Source organism: Lysinibacillus sp. FSL P4-0201 (assembly GCF_038593425.1).
In the GTDB taxonomy this organism is placed as follows: Bacteria; Bacillota; Bacilli; order Bacillales_A; family Planococcaceae; genus Lysinibacillus; species Lysinibacillus capsici.
This window is the reverse complement of record NZ_CP151995.1, coordinates 3,857,885-3,875,344: the sequence shown is the minus strand read 5'-3', so window position 1 is coordinate 3,875,344 and position 17,460 is coordinate 3,857,885. Positions and strand designations below refer to the sequence as shown.

Sequence of the window (17,460 nt, the reverse complement as noted above, 5' to 3'; positions counted from 1 at the left end):
AAAGGAGGTACTTCAGAAATATTTCTGAAATACCTCCTTTCACATGACTCATTCCTGAATGAACAGTAGTATAACTCATTTTTGTTCAACTTATAAATAATTGCAGGAAAAATTATGTGCAGTTTGAAGCTTCGTCTTATCCTTTTACAGGTGTGCGTTCTTCTAGTGTGTCAAAGGAATCACGGAAATGTTGGAAAGAGCGTTCGAAAATATCGATGAAATCTTCACCATAGATATTACGAATAACAGCCATTACATCTAAAAAATCAGGGAAACGGCCATATAAATCTTTTAATGCTAATGATCCTTCCAGTACGGAATGATACGTATTATGGTAGTTTTTATTCATCTCTATAATGAGCTCTGTGCCAGCTTCTGTAAGTTCAACATACGTATTACGTTTATCGTCATCACGCTTGGAAAACTTAAGAAAGCCACGCTCTTCTAATTTTTTGGAGAAATTAAATGCTGTAGAAACATGCATCACGCCAAATTTCGCAACATCAGAAATGGAAGCGCCTTTTAAATGGTATGAAATCCATAAAATATGGTGTTCATTAATATTTAAATCATAAGGTTTAATCCATTGTTGCCAATCCTTTTCAACCGCTTTCCACAGCGCTTTTGATAACTGTGCGATTCTTTGACTATAAAGCATCGCTTCTTTTTGTGTATATAATTCCTCTGACAAAGCCATCACCTACTGCTTTCTTTCACATTTTTAAAAATATTATAGCAGTAAAGGAAAAAAGTTTAAAGTTAGAAAAATTAAAAAATTGAAAAGTGGCTAAAAAATAATATTATAGCAATAGTTTTTGATAAAAATACAGATTATCTAACTATCAATAAGGACTTTAGTCGCTAACTTTTTCTTGAGGTTTTTTCTTATTTTCTGTAATTTGTGCAATGTTTTTCTCGATTTCGCTTATCGAATTCTGTAAAGCATCTAATTCTTGTTGTAAATTATTTTTCGTTGGTTCGATTTCTTCAGTAAAAGTCGTAATTGTTTGCTTTAAATCATTTATTATTTGTGGGATATTATTTTTTACTTCATTTGTTAATGTGTTAACAGATTGTTTAACAGTTCCTACTTGTTGTTTTACATCAAGGAGCATACCCTTTGTTTGGTCAACATTTTGTTTAACAGAAGCACGTAGCTGTTGCCCAGATTGTGGCGTGGAGAAAAGTACAGCGATTGTCCCACCGATAATTCCTGTCGTTAGTCCAAGTAAAAATGGTTTTGCTTTCATATTAGATACCTCATTTCTAGTCATGTTTATTTACTATTAAACCATGAAATGCACCAATACAAAAAGAAAAAAGAAACTAAACGAGTGATTTGACCGTCACAGTTTAGTTTCTTTTGATTATTTAAAGTGTTTATTTACGAAATTTGAGAAATAGCTGTATTGAATTTAGAGAGCTTCACTAATTTTGAAACAATTGGATAAATAACGGCAAACGCAACAACGTTAAATACGACAGCTGGAAGGACAACGCCAATAAATAGCATCGCAAACGTCGCGCCAACATTTGCATTAAACACAAAAAGCGCTACTGCTAAGAAGACAGTTCCTGAAAGAATTGTTCCCAAGCCAACTAAGACAGCAGATACGGCGAAATGACCTGCCAGTTTTTTGAGAATGATTAAAGCAGCTAAAAATACAAAACCAGTAACAGCTTTATCAATAATATTTGGAACTAGACCTGCTGGGAATGTTGTAAATAAACCTGAAAGCACCCCTGTTGAAAGAGAAAGTAGGAACGTTTCTTTCACTGTTGGGAATAATAGAATACCAATAAACATCATGGTTAACATAAAATCAGGCTTCATTCCATTCACCATTCCTGGTGTAACCACATAAAGTGCAGCACCGACACCTACTAACAGTGCCATTAATACTAAATTCTTTGTATTCATTTGAATCTCTCCTCGACTATGCTAATCTATTTATCTCCTAACGTGTCCTCTTGACCGCTAGCGAAACTTATTTGTGATTGTACGCTAAATTTTAAAAATTTGCAATACAGCATTCTGAACATTCAGATGTTAATATATTACAAATGGCTTATAGATTGGCTTTAATATTTTCTGCTACTTCTGACAACTGCTCTGGTGAGTACTTTTGTGTTTGCCAAATTAAGCCTAGCCCTTCTTTTTCATCGTAACGCGGAATAAAATGTAAGTGGTAGTGGAAAACAGTTTGTCCAGCAGCAGCACCGTTGTTATTAATGGTATTCAAACCAATCGGCTGAAATGCTGCTTTAATTGCATTTGCAATTTTTGGTGCTACAGCATATAGATTACGAGCCACTTCCTCTGGCATTTCAAATAAATCTTTGCAGTGATGCTTTGGAATTAATAGTGTATGGCCCTTTGCAACAGGTGAAATGTCTGTGAATGCATAGACATGATCGTCTTCATAAATTTTTGTACTTGGAATGGAACCATCAATAATTTTGCAAAATAGGCAATCGCTCATAAGAATTTCCCCCTTAACGTATATGTAAGTACATTCTATCATACTCAAACCTGTATCATTTGCTAATTTTTGATAAAATATAATTCAAGAAGAGGAGTGAGGATATGTCAGTATTAGAGGTACAGCATGTGACAGGTGGTTATACAAGAAAACCTGTTATTAAAGATCTATCTTTTACGATTGGAGAAGGTGAACTAGTTGGCTTAATCGGCTTAAATGGAGCTGGGAAAAGTACAACGATTAAACATATTATAGGAACAATGTTGCCAAAGGAAGGTGACATTCGTTTAAATGGTGTAACATTAAAGGAAGATACGGACAAGTATCGTACAGCTTTTTCTTATATTCCTGAAACCCCTGTATTGTACGATGAGCTAACATTAAGAGAGCATTTAGAATTAACTGCAATGGCTTACGGTATTGACAAAGCAACACTCGATGCTCGTTCTGAGGTACTGTTAAAAGAATTTCGAATGGAGAAAAGATTAAATTGGTTCCCTTCACATTTTTCAAAGGGAATGCGTCAAAAAGTTATGATTATGTGTGCCTTTTTAGTGAATCCAAGTCTATATATTATTGATGAACCTTTTGTGGGATTGGATCCATTAGGTATTCAATCGTTATTAGATCAAATGGATGAAAAGAAAAAAGAAGGCGCTTCTATATTAATGTCTACACATATTCTATCAACAGCTGAAAAGCATTGTGATCGCATTATCTTATTGCATGAAGGAAGAGTTCGAGCACAAGGAACAATGGCTGATTTACGTCAATCATTTGCTATGCCGTATGCGACATTAGATGACCTCTATATTGCTATGACAAAGGAGCGGGACCATGAAGAACTTGCGTGATGTATGGTCCTCTCGCTTCATGCATTATATAGGAGAAGTACAAAAATATATGCAATTTATTTTTACAGGGCATATTGCTATCGTACTTGTATTTCTAATAGGAGCAGGGGGCTATCAATATAGCGAATGGCTGAAAGTTGTTCAAACAGACTTTCCAGCAGAAGTCCTGATAGCTGTTATCATCGGGATTTTATTGGCCTTTAGCCGTCCGACTACATTGTTGAGAGAGCCAGATCAAGTATACTTATTACCTTTAGAATCAAAGATGTCTTTGTACTTCAGCAAGGCGTTGGCTTGGACGTTTTGGTCTCAGGTGTGGATTGTAGCGATTGTCTATATTGTTAGTATCCCTTTATTAAAAGCCGTGACTGAATTAACAACGGTCGAAATATGGACAATATTTTTACTTACTATTGTGTTGAAATATCTAAGTGTTCGAGGAGAATTCAGCTATCGTTATAGTGAACGAGGGCAGATGGTTTGGGTGGATAGGTTTATTCGAGCTGTCATTTTTGCAGCTGCTATTTATATGGGGCTCCATGCACAGTTGTTATTAGCAGTAATCGCGACAGTTATTAGTGTTATTTATATGATAGTCTTTAGTAAAAAATCAGTTGGTGAACCAGTGCCGTATGAGCATTTTGTCAAGCTTGAACAGAATCGTATGATGAGCTTCTATCGTTTTGCAAATTATTTTACAGACGTACCTCATTTACACGGTAGCATTCGGCGTCGAAGCTGGATGGACTGGCTCTATAAATTTGTACCATATGGTAAGGAAAATGCTCAAAAGTACTTGGTATTTCGTACCTTTATTCGAACAGATGACCATTTCTATTTATGGGTACGCCTTACTGCTATTTCAGCAATCATTGCAGCATTTGTAGATATTCCTGTCGTTACATGGATTGTAGCAGGTGCACTCAGCTTTGCGACAACTATTCAGTTAAAACAAGCTCTGTTATCCAGCGGCGAATTTCGAATGGACATGCTCTATCCGTTACCAGATCATGCTCGTCAACTAGCTGTGAAGCAAATTGTGCGTTTAGCCATGATTACACAAGCTATTGTTGTGGGCTTATGTGCTATGACACAACCAATGTTTTATATTGCCTTTATCATTGTTTTGGTGATTAGTGAATTAACGTCGAAGGTTTCAAAGTAGAATAGAATACTAAAAAGCTCATTTACCAATGATATTGTTGGATAAATGAGCTTTTAATTATTTAAACTTATTGTGAATCTTCTTCTTTCGGTATAGCACTATAGGTTGTTACATAAGAAGCTGCTGAGAAGATGTTTTGCTGGCGTATCCCAGTTGAATCATCTCTTCTAGCATGGGCAGTTTCATAGGCTTTAGAGCTCTTCCATGCGTCAAATGAATGAGGTCCATGCCATTGAGTCATGACAATGTAAGTATCACTCTTGATAGGCCTTAATAAACGGAAGGCAACAAAGCCAGGCTCGTTTTCAATAGCGCGTGAACGTTCTAAAAAGCGATGCTCGAAAACTGGTCTTCCCTCATCTGTTACAGGAATATTGTTGAAAACAAAGAAACCGTGTTCCTCTAAATCATTTACTGAATCTAGCACTTCAAATTTACGAGGTGTCGCAAATACTGTTTTTCCTTCTGTTTCATGTATCAGTACAGAGTTACCTTCCCCATGAATTAAAATCATATGTTCATTAGAATACTTATTTTTTACTTGTTCCAAAAAATCGCCAGTACCAGAAGTTAAATAAATATACATGAATTTATCCTCCTTATGAATCTTACTAATATAGCGTGATTATACCCTTTCTGGCGTAAGTCTAACGCTCCGCTTAAAAAGAATATGCCGAGAAAGAACAATTTTATGACATTTCACTAGGAAAACTATACAATAACAGAGGAAGCGTTTACTATTGGAAACGGATATCAATAATAAAGGAATAAACATGCGATTTTTTATAGTAAGAATTTAACGAGGGGAAGGAACTATTCATGACAACTTTTAATGATACACTTCTACGTGCTGCACGTGGAGAAAGGACCGCACATACACCAGTTTGGTATATGCGTCAGGCAGGACGTTCTCAGCCAGAATACCGTGCCATTAAAGAAAAGTATTCCTTAGAGGAAATTACACATCAACCTGAGCTATGTGCGTATGTCACTCGTCTACCTGTAGAAAATTACAATGTAGATGCTGCTATTTTATATAAAGATATTGTCACACCTCTCCCTGGAATTGGGATAGATGTGAAAATCAAGGCAGGTGTTGGTCCTGTTATTTCAAATCCTATTCGTTCAGTAGCGGATGTAGAAAAATTAGGTGAATTCAATGCTAAAGAGCATACACCATTTGTATTAGAAACAATCAAGTTACTTGCAGAAGAGCAATTAAATGTACCTCTAATCGGTTTTGCTGGAGCCCCATTCACACTTGCAAGCTACATGATTGAAGGTGGTCCTTCAAGAAACTATAATAAAACAAAATCATTTATGGTATCTGAACCTCAAGCTTGGTTTGCTTTAATGGATAAACTCGCTGACATGATTATTGCAGATGTAACGGCTCAAATTAAAGCTGGGGCAAAAGCTATCCAAGTGTTCGACTCATGGGTTGGAGCCTTAAATGTAGAGGATTACCGTGTATTTATTAAACCGATTATGACTCGTATTTTTGCAGAGTTGCAAAAAGAAAATGTACCATTAATTCAATTTGGAGTGGGTGCTAGCCATTTAGCAAAGGAATGGAATGATTTACCGATAGATGTTGTGGGCTTAGATTGGCGTTTACCGATTAAAGATGCACGTGCCAATGGTATTACCAAGCCTGTACAAGGAAACTTAGATCCATCCCTATTACTTGCAGATTGGTCAGTTATTGAAAAACGAACAAAAGATATTATTGATCAAGGTCTAGAAATGCCAGGTCATATCTTTAATCTTGGTCATGGTGTTTTCCCAGAGGTTGACCCAGATGTCTTAAAACGTCTTACAACACTTATTCATGAATATAGTGCTCAACAAATTCAAGCTCGTTCTTAATGGAAGTCAATCAAGCGTGAATAATATGTCCTTTTCTACATAGGGAATTTTAATTTCAATGTAGAAAAGGAGCTGTCCAACAATCAAGATTGGGCAGCTTCTTTTTATCACATAATGTATGAAAAACATAAAACAATTTTAGAGGTGAAAAGGGTAATGAAAGAAGTTAAAGGCTTACTAGTAATGGCATATGGAACACCTTATAAAGAAGAAGATATTGAACCTTACTATACGCATATTCGTCATGGACGTAAACCTTCTGCAGAGCATTTAGAAGATTTACGTAGCCGCTATGAAGCAATCGGTGGTTTATCCCCATTAGCTGCGGCAACACAAGCACAAGCTGAAGCATTATGTAAACGTTTGAACGAAGTACAGGATGCTGTAGAATATAAATTGTTTATTGGTTTAAAACATATTCATCCATTTATAGAAGATGCAGTAGAGCAAATGGTGGAGGAGGGCATAAAAGAAGCGGTTTCTATTGTTTTAGCTCCTCATTTCTCTACTTTCTCAATTAAGTCTTATAATGGTCGTGCTGAAGAGGCCGCAGGAGGTCGCTTAAAGATAACTTCTGTGGAATCTTGGTATGACGAGCCAAAATTCATAGAATACTGGAAACAACAAGTGAATGAGACATTCAATGCAATGTCAGAAGAAGAACGTGAGACAGCTTGTCTAATTGTATCAGCACATTCATTGCCTGAAAAAATTAAAAACTTAGGTGATCCATATGAAGATCAACTAATTGAAACAGCTCGTCTTATTCAAGCTGCGACTGGTTTAAAAAATGTAGAGGTTGGCTGGCAATCAGCAGGCCAAACACCAGAGCCTTGGATTGGTCCAGATGTTCAAGACTTAACACGTGAGCTATTCGAAGAAAAAGGTTTCCGTTCATTTGTTTATACACCAGTAGGTTTCGTAACAGAGCATTTAGAAGTGTTGTATGACAACGATTTTGAATGTAAAGTTGTTTGTGATGAACTTGGTGCAAAATACTATCGTCCAGCGATGCCAAATACACATCCTTTATTTATTGATGCGATGGTAGAGGCGATTCATAAAAAATTAAGCTAAGCGAAAAGAAAGTGATGATGTTGGTGACTCAGAAAAGACGAAAGGTAGTTGTCGTAGGCGGTGGCATTACAGGCCTTACAGCTGCATTCTATATGCAAAAAGAAGCAAGCGCAAAAGAATTGCCATTAGATATCGTACTTGTCGAGTCGTCATTACGTCTTGGCGGAAAAATTCAAACTCTAAGAAAAGATGGCTTTATTATTGAGCGTGGGCCAGAATCTTTTTTTGATCGTGAAAACTATGTCAATGATTTAGCAAAGGATCTTGGGATCGAACAGAAACTATTAACAAGTAATGCGGGTCCAAACTATATAGCTGTTGGTAGTCAGTTATATCCAATACCTAGTCATCTCTTATCTGGAGAGACACCACATATCTCTTCATTCATAACTTCAGGCTTGTTCTCACTAAGTGGTAAAGTTCGTGCGGCGGGGGACTTTTTCATTCCCCGTTCTACACAGGATGACGATCAACCGTTAGGCGCTTTTTTTAGAAGAAGATTTGGTGCTGAGATAGTGGAAAATCTAGTAGAGCCCCTACTAGCAGGTACATTTGCAGGGGATATTGAGCAGTTAAGTATGAGCTCAACCTTCCCACAGCTTTATAGTTTAGAACAACAATATCGTAGTTTGCTGATTGGTATGAAGAAGTCAGGCACGAATTTCTTAAGCAATCATCACATAGCTGAAAATAAAGGTATCTTTCAAACCTTTAGCAATGGCCTTGAAACACTCATTGAAAGTATAGAAGAATCACTACTTCCGGGGACAGTGATGAAGGGTGTCAAAGTAGAGGAAATAGAGCATGGCAAGGATGGTTCAGTTCAGGTGATGCTCAATAATTTTTCACATATCAAAGCAGATGCTGTTATTATTGCCACCCCCTTTAATATGGCTGAAAAAATGTTTAGTAAGTTAAGTCTATTACATGAATTGGGCACAATGAAGGCTGCTACTATTGCAACCGTTACAATGGCCTTTAAAAAGGAACAACTCGGTGATTTAGATGCACTTTCTTTTTATGTCTCTCGAAATAGTGATTTTTCAATTACTTCCTGCACTTGGATGAATCGAAAATGGCCAGGTACTTCACCAAAGGATTTTGTATTATTACGTAGTTATATTGGTCGAGTGGGCGACGAAGCGATTGTGGCTTTATCGGATACGGAGATCGAAAAAACCGTGCTACAGGATTTACAGAAAACGATTGGTATCGATGGCGCACCTGTCACAACGGTTGTAACACGTTGGAAAAATGCGATGCCACAATATACAGTTGGCCACGAGGCGAAAGTCCTTCGTATCAAACAAGAATTACAAGAACATTTTCCAACTGTAAAGCTTGCAGGAAGCTCGTTTGAAGGAATATCAATTCCAGAATGTGTACAGCAAGGTAAACAGGTTGCGAATGAAGTATTAATGGAAATGTTCAAGTAATGCAAATCAGATAGTACAAACATTTATTATCAATGTTTGTACTATTTTTTATATTGTTACATGAAAAAGAAATAGCAAACCACTATTTTGTGGTTTGCTATTTCTACTAAGAGCTGTATTGCTGATTAATGTCCTAACTCTAAGAAATTCGATGACATGACCAAACAATACCACCAGAGTTAGCGCCGCCTAATGTAAGAGAGATAGTCAATCCATTTGCTTCATAGAACAAATCAATCATATCTCCAGCATTTAAATTCACTTCTCCTGCTAAAGTGATTGTGCCATTTCCAAGAACTGCGCGTAAAGTTAATACAAGCGCCACATTGACGTTTAGTACAGGGAACAAGCCACTAATTAAATTTGTAGTAGCATTTTGTCTAATTGCAAATGAAGGGTTTATTCCTGCTCCTAAAGTAACGGTAATAGCCGCAGCAGTGGAGTAGTTAATGGTTGCTTCAAAGGAATACCTACCTGTAGTTGGTACAGTGAATATCCCAGTTGTTGGATTGAAAGCAGGTGTTGTAAAGTATGGTGAAGCAACACTCCAGTTAGTGATTGAAGTAGATCCACTAACAGCCAACGTGTTTTTAAAGGCAGAGAATCCTTCAGTAAACGCAGGCCCAGTAGCACCCGTAGCGCCAGTAGGTCCGATTGCACCAGTAACGCCGGTAGCCCCGGTTACCCCAGTAGGTCCGATTGCGCCAGTCAAGCCAGTAGCCCCGGTTACCCCAGTAGCGCCAGTAGGTCCGATTGCACCAGTCAAGCCAGTAGCCCCGGTTACACCCGTAGAACCAGTAACCCCAGTAGCGCCAGTAGGCCCGGTCTCACCCGTAGAACCAGTCAAGCCAGTAGCGCCGGTTACCCCAGTAGCGCCAGTAGGTCCGATTGCGCCAGTAACGCCAGTAACGCCAGTAGTGCCCGTAGAACCAGTAACGCCAGTAGGTCCGATTGCGCCGGTAGCGCCAGTTACACCAGTTACACCAGTAACGCCAGTAGGTCCGATTGCGCCAGTCGCGCCCGTAGAACCAGCAACACCGGTAGCTCCAGTAACGCCAGTAGCCCCGGTTACTCCAGTAGCACCAGTAGGTCCGATTGCGCCGGTAGCGCCAGTTACACCAGTAACGCCAGTAGGTCCGATTGCGCCAGTCGCGCCCGTAGAACCAGCAACACCGGTAGCCCCAGTTACCCCAGTAGTGCCAGTAGGTCCGATTGCACCAGTCAAGCCAGTAGCCCCGGTTATCCCAGTAGCGCCAGTAGGTCCGATTGCACCAGTAACGCCAGTAGCCCCGGTTACACCCGTAGAACCAGTAACCCCAGTAGCGCCGGTCTCACCTGTAGCCCCAGCAACGCCGGTAGCTCCAGTAACGCCAGTAGGTCCGATTGCGCCGGTAGCCCCAGTTACACCAGTAACGCCAGTAGGTCCGATTGCGCCAGTCGCGCCCGTAGAACCAGCAACACCGGTAGCTCCAGTAACGCCAGTAGCCCCGGTTACTCCAGTAGCACCAGTAGGTCCGATTGCGCCGGTAGCGCCAGTTACACCCGTAACGCCAGTAGGTCCGATTGCGCCAGTCGCGCCCGTAGAACCAGCAACACCGGTAGCCCCAGTTACCCCAGTAGCGCCAGTAGGTCCGATTGCACCAGTCAAGCCAGTAGCCCCAGTTACCCCAGTAGCGCCAGTAGGTCCGATTGCACCAGTCAAGCCAGTAGCCCCGGTTATCCCAGTAGCGCCAGTAGTGCCCGTAGAACCAGTAACGCCAGTAGGTCCGATTGCGCCAGTAACACCGGTAGCGCCAGTAGGTCCGATTGCACCAGTCAAGCCAGTAGCCCCAGTTACCCCAGCAACGCCGGTAGCTCCAGTAACGCCAGTAGGTCCGATTGCGCCAGTAGCCCCGGTTACCCCAGTAACGCCAGTAGCCCCAGTTATCCCAGTCACGCCAGTAGCGCCAGTAGCCCCGGTTACACCCGTAGAACCAGCAACGCCGGTAGCGCCAGTAGCCCCAGCAACACCGGTAGCCCCAGTTACTCCAGTAGTGCCAGTAGCGCCGGTTACTCCAGTATCGCCAGTAGCCCCGGTTACACCCGTAGAACCAGTAGAACCAGTAGCGCCGGTCACACCCGTAGAACCAGTCACGCCAGTAGCGCCAGTCACACCCGTAGCCCCAGCAACGCCGGTAGCGCCAGTAACGCCGGTAGCCCCGGTAGCGCCAGTAGCCCCGGTTACTCCAGTAACGCCCGTAGAACCAGCAACACCGGTAGCCCCAGTTACTCCAGTAGTGCCAGTAGCGCCGGTTACTCCAGTAATGCCGGTAGCCCCAGTTACCCCAGTCTCACCCGTAGAACCAGTAACGCCGGTTACCCCAGTAGCGCCGGTTACCCCAGTAGAACCAGTAGCGCCAGTAGCCCCGGTTACACCCGTAGAACCAGTAGCGCCGGTCACTCCCGTAGAACCAGCAACACCGGTAGCGCCGGTCACACCAGTAGCGCCAGTAACGCCGGTAGCGCCAGTAACGCCAGTAACGCCGGTAGCGCCAGTAACGCCAGTAACGCCGGTAACGCCAGTAACGCCGGTAGCGCCAGTAGCCCCAGTAACGCCAGTAGCGCCAGTCACACCTGTACTACCTGTAGGTCCAGTTATCCCCCCAGTCGGTCCTGTAGGTTTCACTGGCCAAATTGGACAACTTGGAATAGGACCAGTTTTACAACAACAAGGAAATGAATGGCACTTACTGCAAACTCTATCTATAAAATTTCCAAAATGCATAATCTCACCTCCTCTCTCAAATATCGTATTCTGATGAATGATAAGGGAGGTAGACACATAACTATTAATTACTTGTAAATAGAGAGTTATTTATAGATTCGTTGCAACTGTATTTAAGATAATTGGATGTTTATCCTGCGAATAGGAGACGAAACTTTTTAGATGGTGATTGATATTTTTTAAGAGTCATTTTGATTGATTGTTAAAATACGCTTGAAGTATTCTTTATTGTGTAGAATTTTTGGGTCATTCGGAATAAACGAGCCCGCTAATTCATTATGGGCATTGGCTAGTTCATATTGTTGTAAGCGATCGTAAAGAACACAGAGCTGTAAGTGGGGTAGCCATGTAGAAAAGCTTTTGTTTTGAAAGGGCGCATTTGGCTTCTGTTTAATCACTAGAGCTTGCTCATACCAAAATATAGCTTCGTAATTTCTGGATTGTTCCATAAAGTGATAACCTAGGCGACAGCAGGCTTCTGGTCGGGGGATATCGTATTCAAAGCTTCGTAGTATAGCGCTGAAATTGTTTTCTTTATCGTTTAAATGGGAATAGCAATCTGCTAATTTTAAGCAGGCACGAATATTATCTTCAACCCACCCTAATTTGGACGTTAAAAATAATTCATAATAATAAATAGCTTCCTCAAACAGGCCATGATCTACTAATTCATTAGCAAAATAAAATGTATCACGTGGTGATAGTGTTTCTCCCGTTTCAATCAATTGTCTATAAATCGTAATATTGCGGGAGTGATCATGGGTTAACGGTAAATGGCTGACAGCTACATCACTATCAAACAACATACCACAAACTTCTAAATATTCATGAACTGCACCAATCCATTGAAATTGCTTTTCCCTCCTGACAAGGCGATATCTTCTTATTAAGGCATCTGCATTTCCCTCATGATCGAAACTTAAATGATAATTCATAGAAACAGCATCAATGTCGGAAGTAAGAGATGCTTTGAGTGCCTTTAATTTTTGGCGGTCTTCCTCTAAAAAAACATCGTCAGCATCAAGCCAGAGGATGTATTCTTTTGTTGCTTGTTGAAAGGAAAAGTTTCGTGCTGCTGCAAAGTGATGTATCCATTTAAAATCAAAAATTCGGTCTGTATATTGTGCAACCACTTGCTTTGTACTATCTGTTGATCCCGTATCAACAATATTAATTTCATCTACTATATCTTTGACAGAGTCAAGACATCGACCAATAACATCTTCTTCATTTTTTACAATCATACATAAGCTAATGGATATCATACTCTATTCCTCCTTACCATTATCTTTGTAATATATGTAAGGACGGAAATATTGGTTGGATGATTGAACTGTTAGAAGAATTGCGCGCCTGATATGTGAAATGTATTTTCATGGTTTGTCATAAATTTACCTTCCAAGTTTCACCCGAATTTCACAATTGTGAAGTATAGTAAAGGGGCAGAGGTGATAAAGTTGAAAAAATGGGCATTCTTCATTTTTTCGTTACTACAAATTATATGGTTAGCGGGTTGCGCTGAAAAGTCATATGAACCCATTGAAAGGGAACGAAGTTTTATAGCTTCATTGAACATACAAGAGCCATCATTAGATTTTATTGATGAGGATGGGAATATGCTTGCGACATGGTTATTTGATAAGGCTTATTCAGGGGCCATATTATTAGGAGATGACCAAGTTTTATTATATGGACACCAACTAAATAACATCGACGTCTATACAATATCCACCGGAGAAAAGCTCTATTCAAAAAAAGTAGAGATTGGTACGACCAATGTATACTACGATGACAACATCAAGCAATTTTTTATCACGAATAGTAAAACCAATACAGTGACAAGCTTTGATCAAGAAGGCAATCAGCTAGCTTCACAACAACTTGGCAATTATCCAATGTCAATGACATCGTATAGGGATAAACTATATGTTATTAATTTTAAAGATACAAAATTATCTGTGTTAAATATGAAGGATTTAAAAATTGAGCAAGAGTGGCCGATTCAAAAATCTGCACATGGAATAGCTGTTCTAGAAGAAACACATGAGCTATGGGTAGGCGGTCATGGGGAAGGAAGTAAGCCAAATAGTTCTGTTAAAAAATATGATTTGACTACAGGTCAACTGCATGGAGAGATTGATATGCCTTTGATGCCAGTAGGATTAAAAAAGACCAAAGATGCTGTTCTTGTTGTAAGTCATGGTCACAACGAGTTATATGTGGCTGACTTTGATGGCCATATCAAATGGCAGCAAGAGGTTGGGGCAAATCCATTTGTAGTGGATCAATTTAAAGATTATATTGTTGTCGCTGGCTATGATGATCACACATTGTATTTTATAAAAGATGGCCAGAAGGAAAAAACAGTTGATGTGGGGAAAGGTGCTTTTCAGCTGTTAGTAAGGGAGGAACAATGATGACAACTGTATTAATAGTTGATGATGAGCAGGATATGCGTAATTTAATTGAAATGATGCTCAATAACTCTGATATAGAGACATTTACTGCCGCTAGTGGAACTGAGGCTTACGATGTAATAGTGCGTGAAAATATAGATTTAGTATTACTTGATGTAATGATGCCACATGAGGATGGTTTTGTTGTTTGTCAAAGTATTCGGGCTATGTCCAATGTGCCCATTATTTTTTTAACTGCACGTGATGCGAATGAGGATAAAGTGAAAGGTCTTACACTTGGCGGAGATGATTATATTGTTAAGCCATTTACACATGATGAACTCGTAGCCAGAATTTATGCTGTATTAAGACGAAGTGGTGCAAATATTACAGAACTACAGCAAAAGTACGTAATTTTTGGCTCTATTAAAATAGATGAAATAGCACGAAAAGTATCCGTTGATGGAAAGAGTATTCCACTTACTTTAAAGGAATTTGAACTCTTACACTTATTTATGAAAAATCCAGGAAATGCCTATTCGAGAGAGCAATTATTAGAACGCATTTGGGATATTGATTATGTAGGTGGAACACGCACGGTAGATACACATATTAAAACTTTACGAATAAAGCTTGGAAAGGATGCGGCTTCGCATATTCAAACCGTTTGGGGTGTGGGCTACCGCTTTGATCCTGGCGAATGAAAAAAATTGCCACGCGCATTTGGTTGTTAATTTTCGCCTTTTTAATTATTACCGTCGTCTTTATGTATGTTCTCACAAATTTTTTATATCAACGTTTATATGTACAAGATACAGAAGATACAATGGTCGAAGTTGGATTGAAGCTACAAACAATGTATGACAATGGCAAGGTAACGGATGAATTTATTGCAGATATTGAAGAATTTAATGATTATTCCAATTTGAATATATTTGCGGTAAGGAATCCTCGTGAATTAAGTGCCTGTGTTCCATTTGATATCGATTATGAGACATTGATTGGTCCTGAGGAAAGACAAAAATTATTGGCAGGAAAGTATGTACAAAAAATTGGGTACGAGCCTCGCTTTGATCGACAACTTATTTCGGTGGTTGTACCACTTGTTGATCAAAATCGATTAGAAGGTATTATTTATATTTATTTCCCACTGGCCAAAATTAGTGAATTGGCAAATAGTGGCGTTATTTTATTGTTTATTAGTGCCTTCATATTTTTAGTAGTTGTTAGCTATTTAATTTATAAAGGGATTCGACATATTATGCGACCATTAAACGATTTACAGCTTGCAGTGGAGCAGATGTCCTATGGGAATTATGAGACTCGTGTACCTGTCAATTCACGAGATGAAATCGGTAAATTATCTAGTACCTTTAATAAAATGGCAGAGGCCATTCAGCAAGAGGATGAAGCACAAAAAACATTCTTGGCAACAGTCTCGCATGAATTACGAACACCAATTAGCTATGTAAAGGGCTATAGCGAAGCCATGCAAAATGGCATCATCACAGAAGGCCAAAAAGAAGAAACCATTCAGCTAATCGTCCGTGAGGCCAATCGCATGGAACGCTTAACAAACGAATTACTTCAACTGGCAAGAACAGAAAATGAACAAACTGACATTGATTTATATCCAATTCCGTTAGGTGAAACATTACGAGAGGTTCAAAAAATCTTAACGCATCAAGCAAATAAAAAGAACATAACTTTATATTTAGATGTAGATGATGCCCTAATTATTGAAGCGGATGAAGTAAAACTAAAACAAATTTTTATTAACATTATTGAAAATGCGATAAATTACTCGCATGAAAATTCTAAGGTAGAAATTGTTGCTGCTGAAAAGGCTGGTAGTGCACAAATTACCATTAGGGATTATGGAATTGGTATTCCTGTCGAGGATTTAACCCATGTCACTGAACGATTTTATCGTGTTAACAAAGCTCGAAGTCGTGCGGACGGTGGTAGTGGACTAGGTTTATCGATTGTTGAACAGTTATTAAAACAGTTACAGGGAACGTTAGAAATTGAAAGTGTTGTTGAAAAAGGCACATCCGTGAAGATACGGTTGCCATTAATGGAGGATTAAAAAATGAAAAAGTGGTTATTTGCGCTAATTGCAGTCCCTACATTATTAGTAGGATGTGGAGAAAAAAAAGAGGCATTGCCAGAACCAGAAGTACCACAGATCCCAGAAGTTGAAATTTTAACACCAAAAGAAGTAGCACTCAATGAAACGATTGAGCTGGCAGCACATGTTGAACAAGGTGGAAAAAATGTCGATGATGCTGTAGTAGAATTTGAAGTTTGGGAATCAGGAAAACGCGATGAAGGACAAATGATTGATGGGAAATTAGAGCAAGACGGTGTATATAAAGCAACGACTACTTTTGATCATGATGGTGTGTATTATATGTATGCACATACAACAGCTAACGGTGTTCATAATATGCCAAAGCAACAAATTATTGCTGGAAGCCCTGATATGACAAAGGTTGTCCCAGAGGATGAAAAAGCCAATAACAGCATGGATAATAACATGATGGATCATAATAATGACACTTCAGATGATATGGATCATGAGGAAGAGAAAAAAGATGAAAAAAATCATCATTAAAGGCTTGCAATTTTTTTGAAATAGGAATATGATAATGACCAGATGACCGAAATGGTTTTCTGGTCATTTTTATTAAAGTGTACGAGAGATGTACATAACCTAACTAGAAAGGATGTTACTAATGGATCGTAGGCAGGAAATTCTTGAAGCAGCTGCAAAATCTTTTACATTGTTTGGCTACAAGGCAACAACAATGGAGCAAGTGGCTAAAATCGCCAATGTCGGTAAAGGTACGATTTATACATTCTTTGCAAATAAAGAAATTTTATTTCAAGAGATCGCAATGTCACTTGTACGAGAGATGAAAGCGGAAGCAGATGCAGTGTTGGATGCATCAGCAAGCTTTATGGATAATGCGCATAATGCTTTAATGAAAATGCTACAGTTCCGAGAAAAACATCTTTTATTTGCAAAGCTAATCGAGGAAGAAAAAGAATTACGAACACCAGCAGTTAAACAGGTGCTACTACGTATCGAGACTGAAATCTTATCGTATGTCGCAGAGTTAATACAACGACGTATTAATAAAGGTGAAATTAGAGAGTGTGATGCGGAGCTAGTTAGTTACTTATTGCTGAAGGCATATCTTGCTTTTGTTGTCGATTGGCATGAGTTACATGGTGATGTAATCCCTGAAGAAAAGATTCTTAATCTTTTTAAGGAAACTATCTTTCGAGGTTTGATTTTAACTTGATTCGATAAAATACAGCTGTATAAGTATTGAATCAAGTGCTCTTTTTGCAATATTGTCGAGGTTGATTATTTTTTTTGAATGAAAATGACCAAATGACGTTTTCGG

General features: G+C 39.3%; 17 protein-coding genes. 10 read left to right on the top strand and 7 right to left on the bottom strand.

The window, feature by feature from the left end; genetic code table 11:
- Positions 1-136 precede the first annotated feature (136 nt).
- From MKY76_RS19540 to MKY76_RS19525, 4 genes are all read right to left on the bottom strand, one after another.
- A complete protein-coding gene (locus tag MKY76_RS19540) occupies positions 137-697 on the bottom strand; it encodes an HTH-type transcriptional regulator Hpr (protein WP_004230760.1) in 561 nt (186 codons plus the stop codon).
- Between the two features lie 157 nt (positions 698-854).
- Complete coding sequence (locus MKY76_RS19535) at positions 855-1,250, bottom strand: YtxH domain-containing protein (RefSeq protein ID WP_048391751.1); 396 nt, start codon at positions 1,248-1,250, stop codon at positions 855-857.
- Between the two features lie 134 nt (positions 1,251-1,384).
- Positions 1,385-1,921, bottom strand: coding sequence for a tryptophan transporter (locus tag MKY76_RS19530; protein ID WP_342557053.1), 537 nt, complete (start codon positions 1,919-1,921; stop codon positions 1,385-1,387).
- Between the two features lie 148 nt (positions 1,922-2,069).
- Positions 2,070-2,483: an HIT family protein gene (locus tag MKY76_RS19525; RefSeq protein WP_328013138.1), complete on the bottom strand. Its 414-nt coding sequence runs from the start codon at positions 2,481-2,483 to the stop codon at positions 2,070-2,072.
- 104 nt (positions 2,484-2,587) lie between these two features.
- Between MKY76_RS19525 and MKY76_RS19520 the strand changes: the two genes are divergently transcribed.
- Both MKY76_RS19520 and MKY76_RS19515 read left to right on the top strand, forming a co-directional pair.
- Positions 2,588-3,337 (top strand): ABC transporter ATP-binding protein, encoded by a 750-nt coding sequence (locus tag MKY76_RS19520; protein WP_066037077.1) that lies wholly within the window; start codon positions 2,588-2,590, stop codon positions 3,335-3,337.
- On the top strand, positions 3,321-4,502 hold the full coding sequence (locus MKY76_RS19515) for an ABC transporter permease (RefSeq protein WP_048391743.1): 1,182 nt from the start codon (positions 3,321-3,323) through the stop codon (positions 4,500-4,502). Before MKY76_RS19520 ends, MKY76_RS19515 begins: the two co-directional genes overlap by 17 nt.
- A gap of 67 nt (positions 4,503-4,569) precedes the next feature.
- Here the strand turns inward: MKY76_RS19515 and MKY76_RS19510 are convergent, their stop codons facing one another.
- Positions 4,570-5,088, bottom strand: coding sequence for an antibiotic biosynthesis monooxygenase (locus MKY76_RS19510; protein ID WP_054548640.1), 519 nt, complete (start codon positions 5,086-5,088; stop codon positions 4,570-4,572).
- A gap of 233 nt (positions 5,089-5,321) precedes the next feature.
- Between MKY76_RS19510 and hemE the strand changes: the two genes are divergently transcribed.
- From hemE to hemY, 3 genes are all read left to right on the top strand, one after another.
- Positions 5,322-6,371 (top strand): uroporphyrinogen decarboxylase, encoded by a 1,050-nt coding sequence (gene hemE / locus MKY76_RS19505; RefSeq protein ID WP_048391738.1) that lies wholly within the window; start codon positions 5,322-5,324, stop codon positions 6,369-6,371.
- Positions 6,372-6,527: 156 nt separating this feature from the next.
- Positions 6,528-7,448, top strand: coding sequence for a ferrochelatase (gene hemH / locus MKY76_RS19500; protein ID WP_328013139.1), 921 nt, complete (start codon positions 6,528-6,530; stop codon positions 7,446-7,448).
- A 14-nt stretch (positions 7,449-7,462) separates the two neighbouring features.
- Positions 7,463-8,884, top strand: a complete 1,422-nt coding sequence (gene hemY, locus MKY76_RS19495) for a protoporphyrinogen oxidase (RefSeq protein ID WP_048391734.1) — start codon at positions 7,463-7,465, stop codon at positions 8,882-8,884.
- A 139-nt stretch (positions 8,885-9,023) separates the two neighbouring features.
- On the opposite strand, the gene MKY76_RS19490 is transcribed toward hemY, so the two are convergent.
- Positions 9,024-11,648 (bottom strand): collagen-like protein, encoded by a 2,625-nt coding sequence (locus MKY76_RS19490; RefSeq protein ID WP_342557052.1) that lies wholly within the window; start codon positions 11,646-11,648, stop codon positions 9,024-9,026.
- A 179-nt stretch (positions 11,649-11,827) separates the two neighbouring features.
- Positions 11,828-12,913, bottom strand: coding sequence for a glycosyltransferase family 2 protein (locus tag MKY76_RS19485; protein WP_342557051.1), 1,086 nt, complete (start codon positions 12,911-12,913; stop codon positions 11,828-11,830).
- A 183-nt stretch (positions 12,914-13,096) separates the two neighbouring features.
- Between MKY76_RS19485 and MKY76_RS19480 the strand changes: the two genes are divergently transcribed.
- From MKY76_RS19480 to MKY76_RS19460, 5 genes are all read left to right on the top strand, one after another.
- Positions 13,097-14,065, top strand: a complete 969-nt coding sequence (locus MKY76_RS19480) for a YncE family protein (RefSeq protein WP_233436259.1) — start codon at positions 13,097-13,099, stop codon at positions 14,063-14,065.
- Positions 14,065-14,748, top strand: coding sequence for a response regulator transcription factor (locus tag MKY76_RS19475; protein WP_004230448.1), 684 nt, complete (start codon positions 14,065-14,067; stop codon positions 14,746-14,748). The genes MKY76_RS19480 and MKY76_RS19475 overlap by 1 nt, the downstream gene beginning before the upstream one ends.
- Positions 14,745-16,133, top strand: a complete 1,389-nt coding sequence (locus MKY76_RS19470) for a HAMP domain-containing sensor histidine kinase (protein ID WP_054549576.1) — start codon at positions 14,745-14,747, stop codon at positions 16,131-16,133. The genes MKY76_RS19475 and MKY76_RS19470 overlap by 4 nt, the downstream gene beginning before the upstream one ends.
- 3 nt (positions 16,134-16,136) lie before the next feature.
- Positions 16,137-16,661, top strand: coding sequence for a FixH family protein (locus MKY76_RS19465; protein ID WP_004230451.1), 525 nt, complete (start codon positions 16,137-16,139; stop codon positions 16,659-16,661).
- Positions 16,662-16,782: 121 nt separating this feature from the next.
- Positions 16,783-17,355 (top strand): TetR/AcrR family transcriptional regulator, encoded by a 573-nt coding sequence (locus MKY76_RS19460; protein ID WP_009373269.1) that lies wholly within the window; start codon positions 16,783-16,785, stop codon positions 17,353-17,355.
- Positions 17,356-17,460: the final 105 nt, after the last annotated feature.

What these genes read in the sequence shown, in the direction of transcription:
- hemY (WP_048391734.1), top strand. Translation starts at nt 7,463, where the DNA reads ATGATGTTGGTGACTCAGAAAAGACGAAAGGTAGTTGTCGTAGGCGGT.
- MKY76_RS19520 (WP_066037077.1), top strand. Translation starts at nt 2,588, where the DNA reads ATGTCAGTATTAGAGGTACAGCATGTGACAGGTGGTTATACAAGAAAA.
- hemE (WP_048391738.1), top strand. Translation starts at nt 5,322, where the DNA reads ATGACAACTTTTAATGATACACTTCTACGTGCTGCACGTGGAGAAAGG.
- hemH (WP_328013139.1), top strand. Translation starts at nt 6,528, where the DNA reads ATGAAAGAAGTTAAAGGCTTACTAGTAATGGCATATGGAACACCTTAT.
- MKY76_RS19485 (WP_342557051.1), bottom strand. Translation starts at nt 12,913, where the DNA reads ATGATATCCATTAGCTTATGTATGATTGTAAAAAATGAAGAAGATGTT.
- MKY76_RS19525 (WP_328013138.1), bottom strand. Translation starts at nt 2,483, where the DNA reads ATGAGCGATTGCCTATTTTGCAAAATTATTGATGGTTCCATTCCAAGT.
- MKY76_RS19510 (WP_054548640.1), bottom strand. Translation starts at nt 5,088, where the DNA reads ATGTATATTTATTTAACTTCTGGTACTGGCGATTTTTTGGAACAAGTA.
- MKY76_RS19540 (WP_004230760.1), bottom strand. Translation starts at nt 697, where the DNA reads ATGGCTTTGTCAGAGGAATTATATACACAAAAAGAAGCGATGCTTTAT.
- MKY76_RS19530 (WP_342557053.1), bottom strand. Translation starts at nt 1,921, where the DNA reads ATGAATACAAAGAATTTAGTATTAATGGCACTGTTAGTAGGTGTCGGT.
- MKY76_RS19475 (WP_004230448.1), top strand. Translation starts at nt 14,065, where the DNA reads ATGACAACTGTATTAATAGTTGATGATGAGCAGGATATGCGTAATTTA.
- MKY76_RS19470 (WP_054549576.1), top strand. Translation starts at nt 14,745, where the DNA reads ATGAAAAAAATTGCCACGCGCATTTGGTTGTTAATTTTCGCCTTTTTA.
- MKY76_RS19465 (WP_004230451.1), top strand. Translation starts at nt 16,137, where the DNA reads ATGAAAAAGTGGTTATTTGCGCTAATTGCAGTCCCTACATTATTAGTA.
- MKY76_RS19490 (WP_342557052.1), bottom strand. Translation starts at nt 11,648, where the DNA reads ATGCATTTTGGAAATTTTATAGATAGAGTTTGCAGTAAGTGCCATTCA.
- MKY76_RS19515 (WP_048391743.1), top strand. Translation starts at nt 3,321, where the DNA reads ATGAAGAACTTGCGTGATGTATGGTCCTCTCGCTTCATGCATTATATA.
- MKY76_RS19535 (WP_048391751.1), bottom strand. Translation starts at nt 1,250, where the DNA reads ATGAAAGCAAAACCATTTTTACTTGGACTAACGACAGGAATTATCGGT.
- MKY76_RS19460 (WP_009373269.1), top strand. Translation starts at nt 16,783, where the DNA reads ATGGATCGTAGGCAGGAAATTCTTGAAGCAGCTGCAAAATCTTTTACA.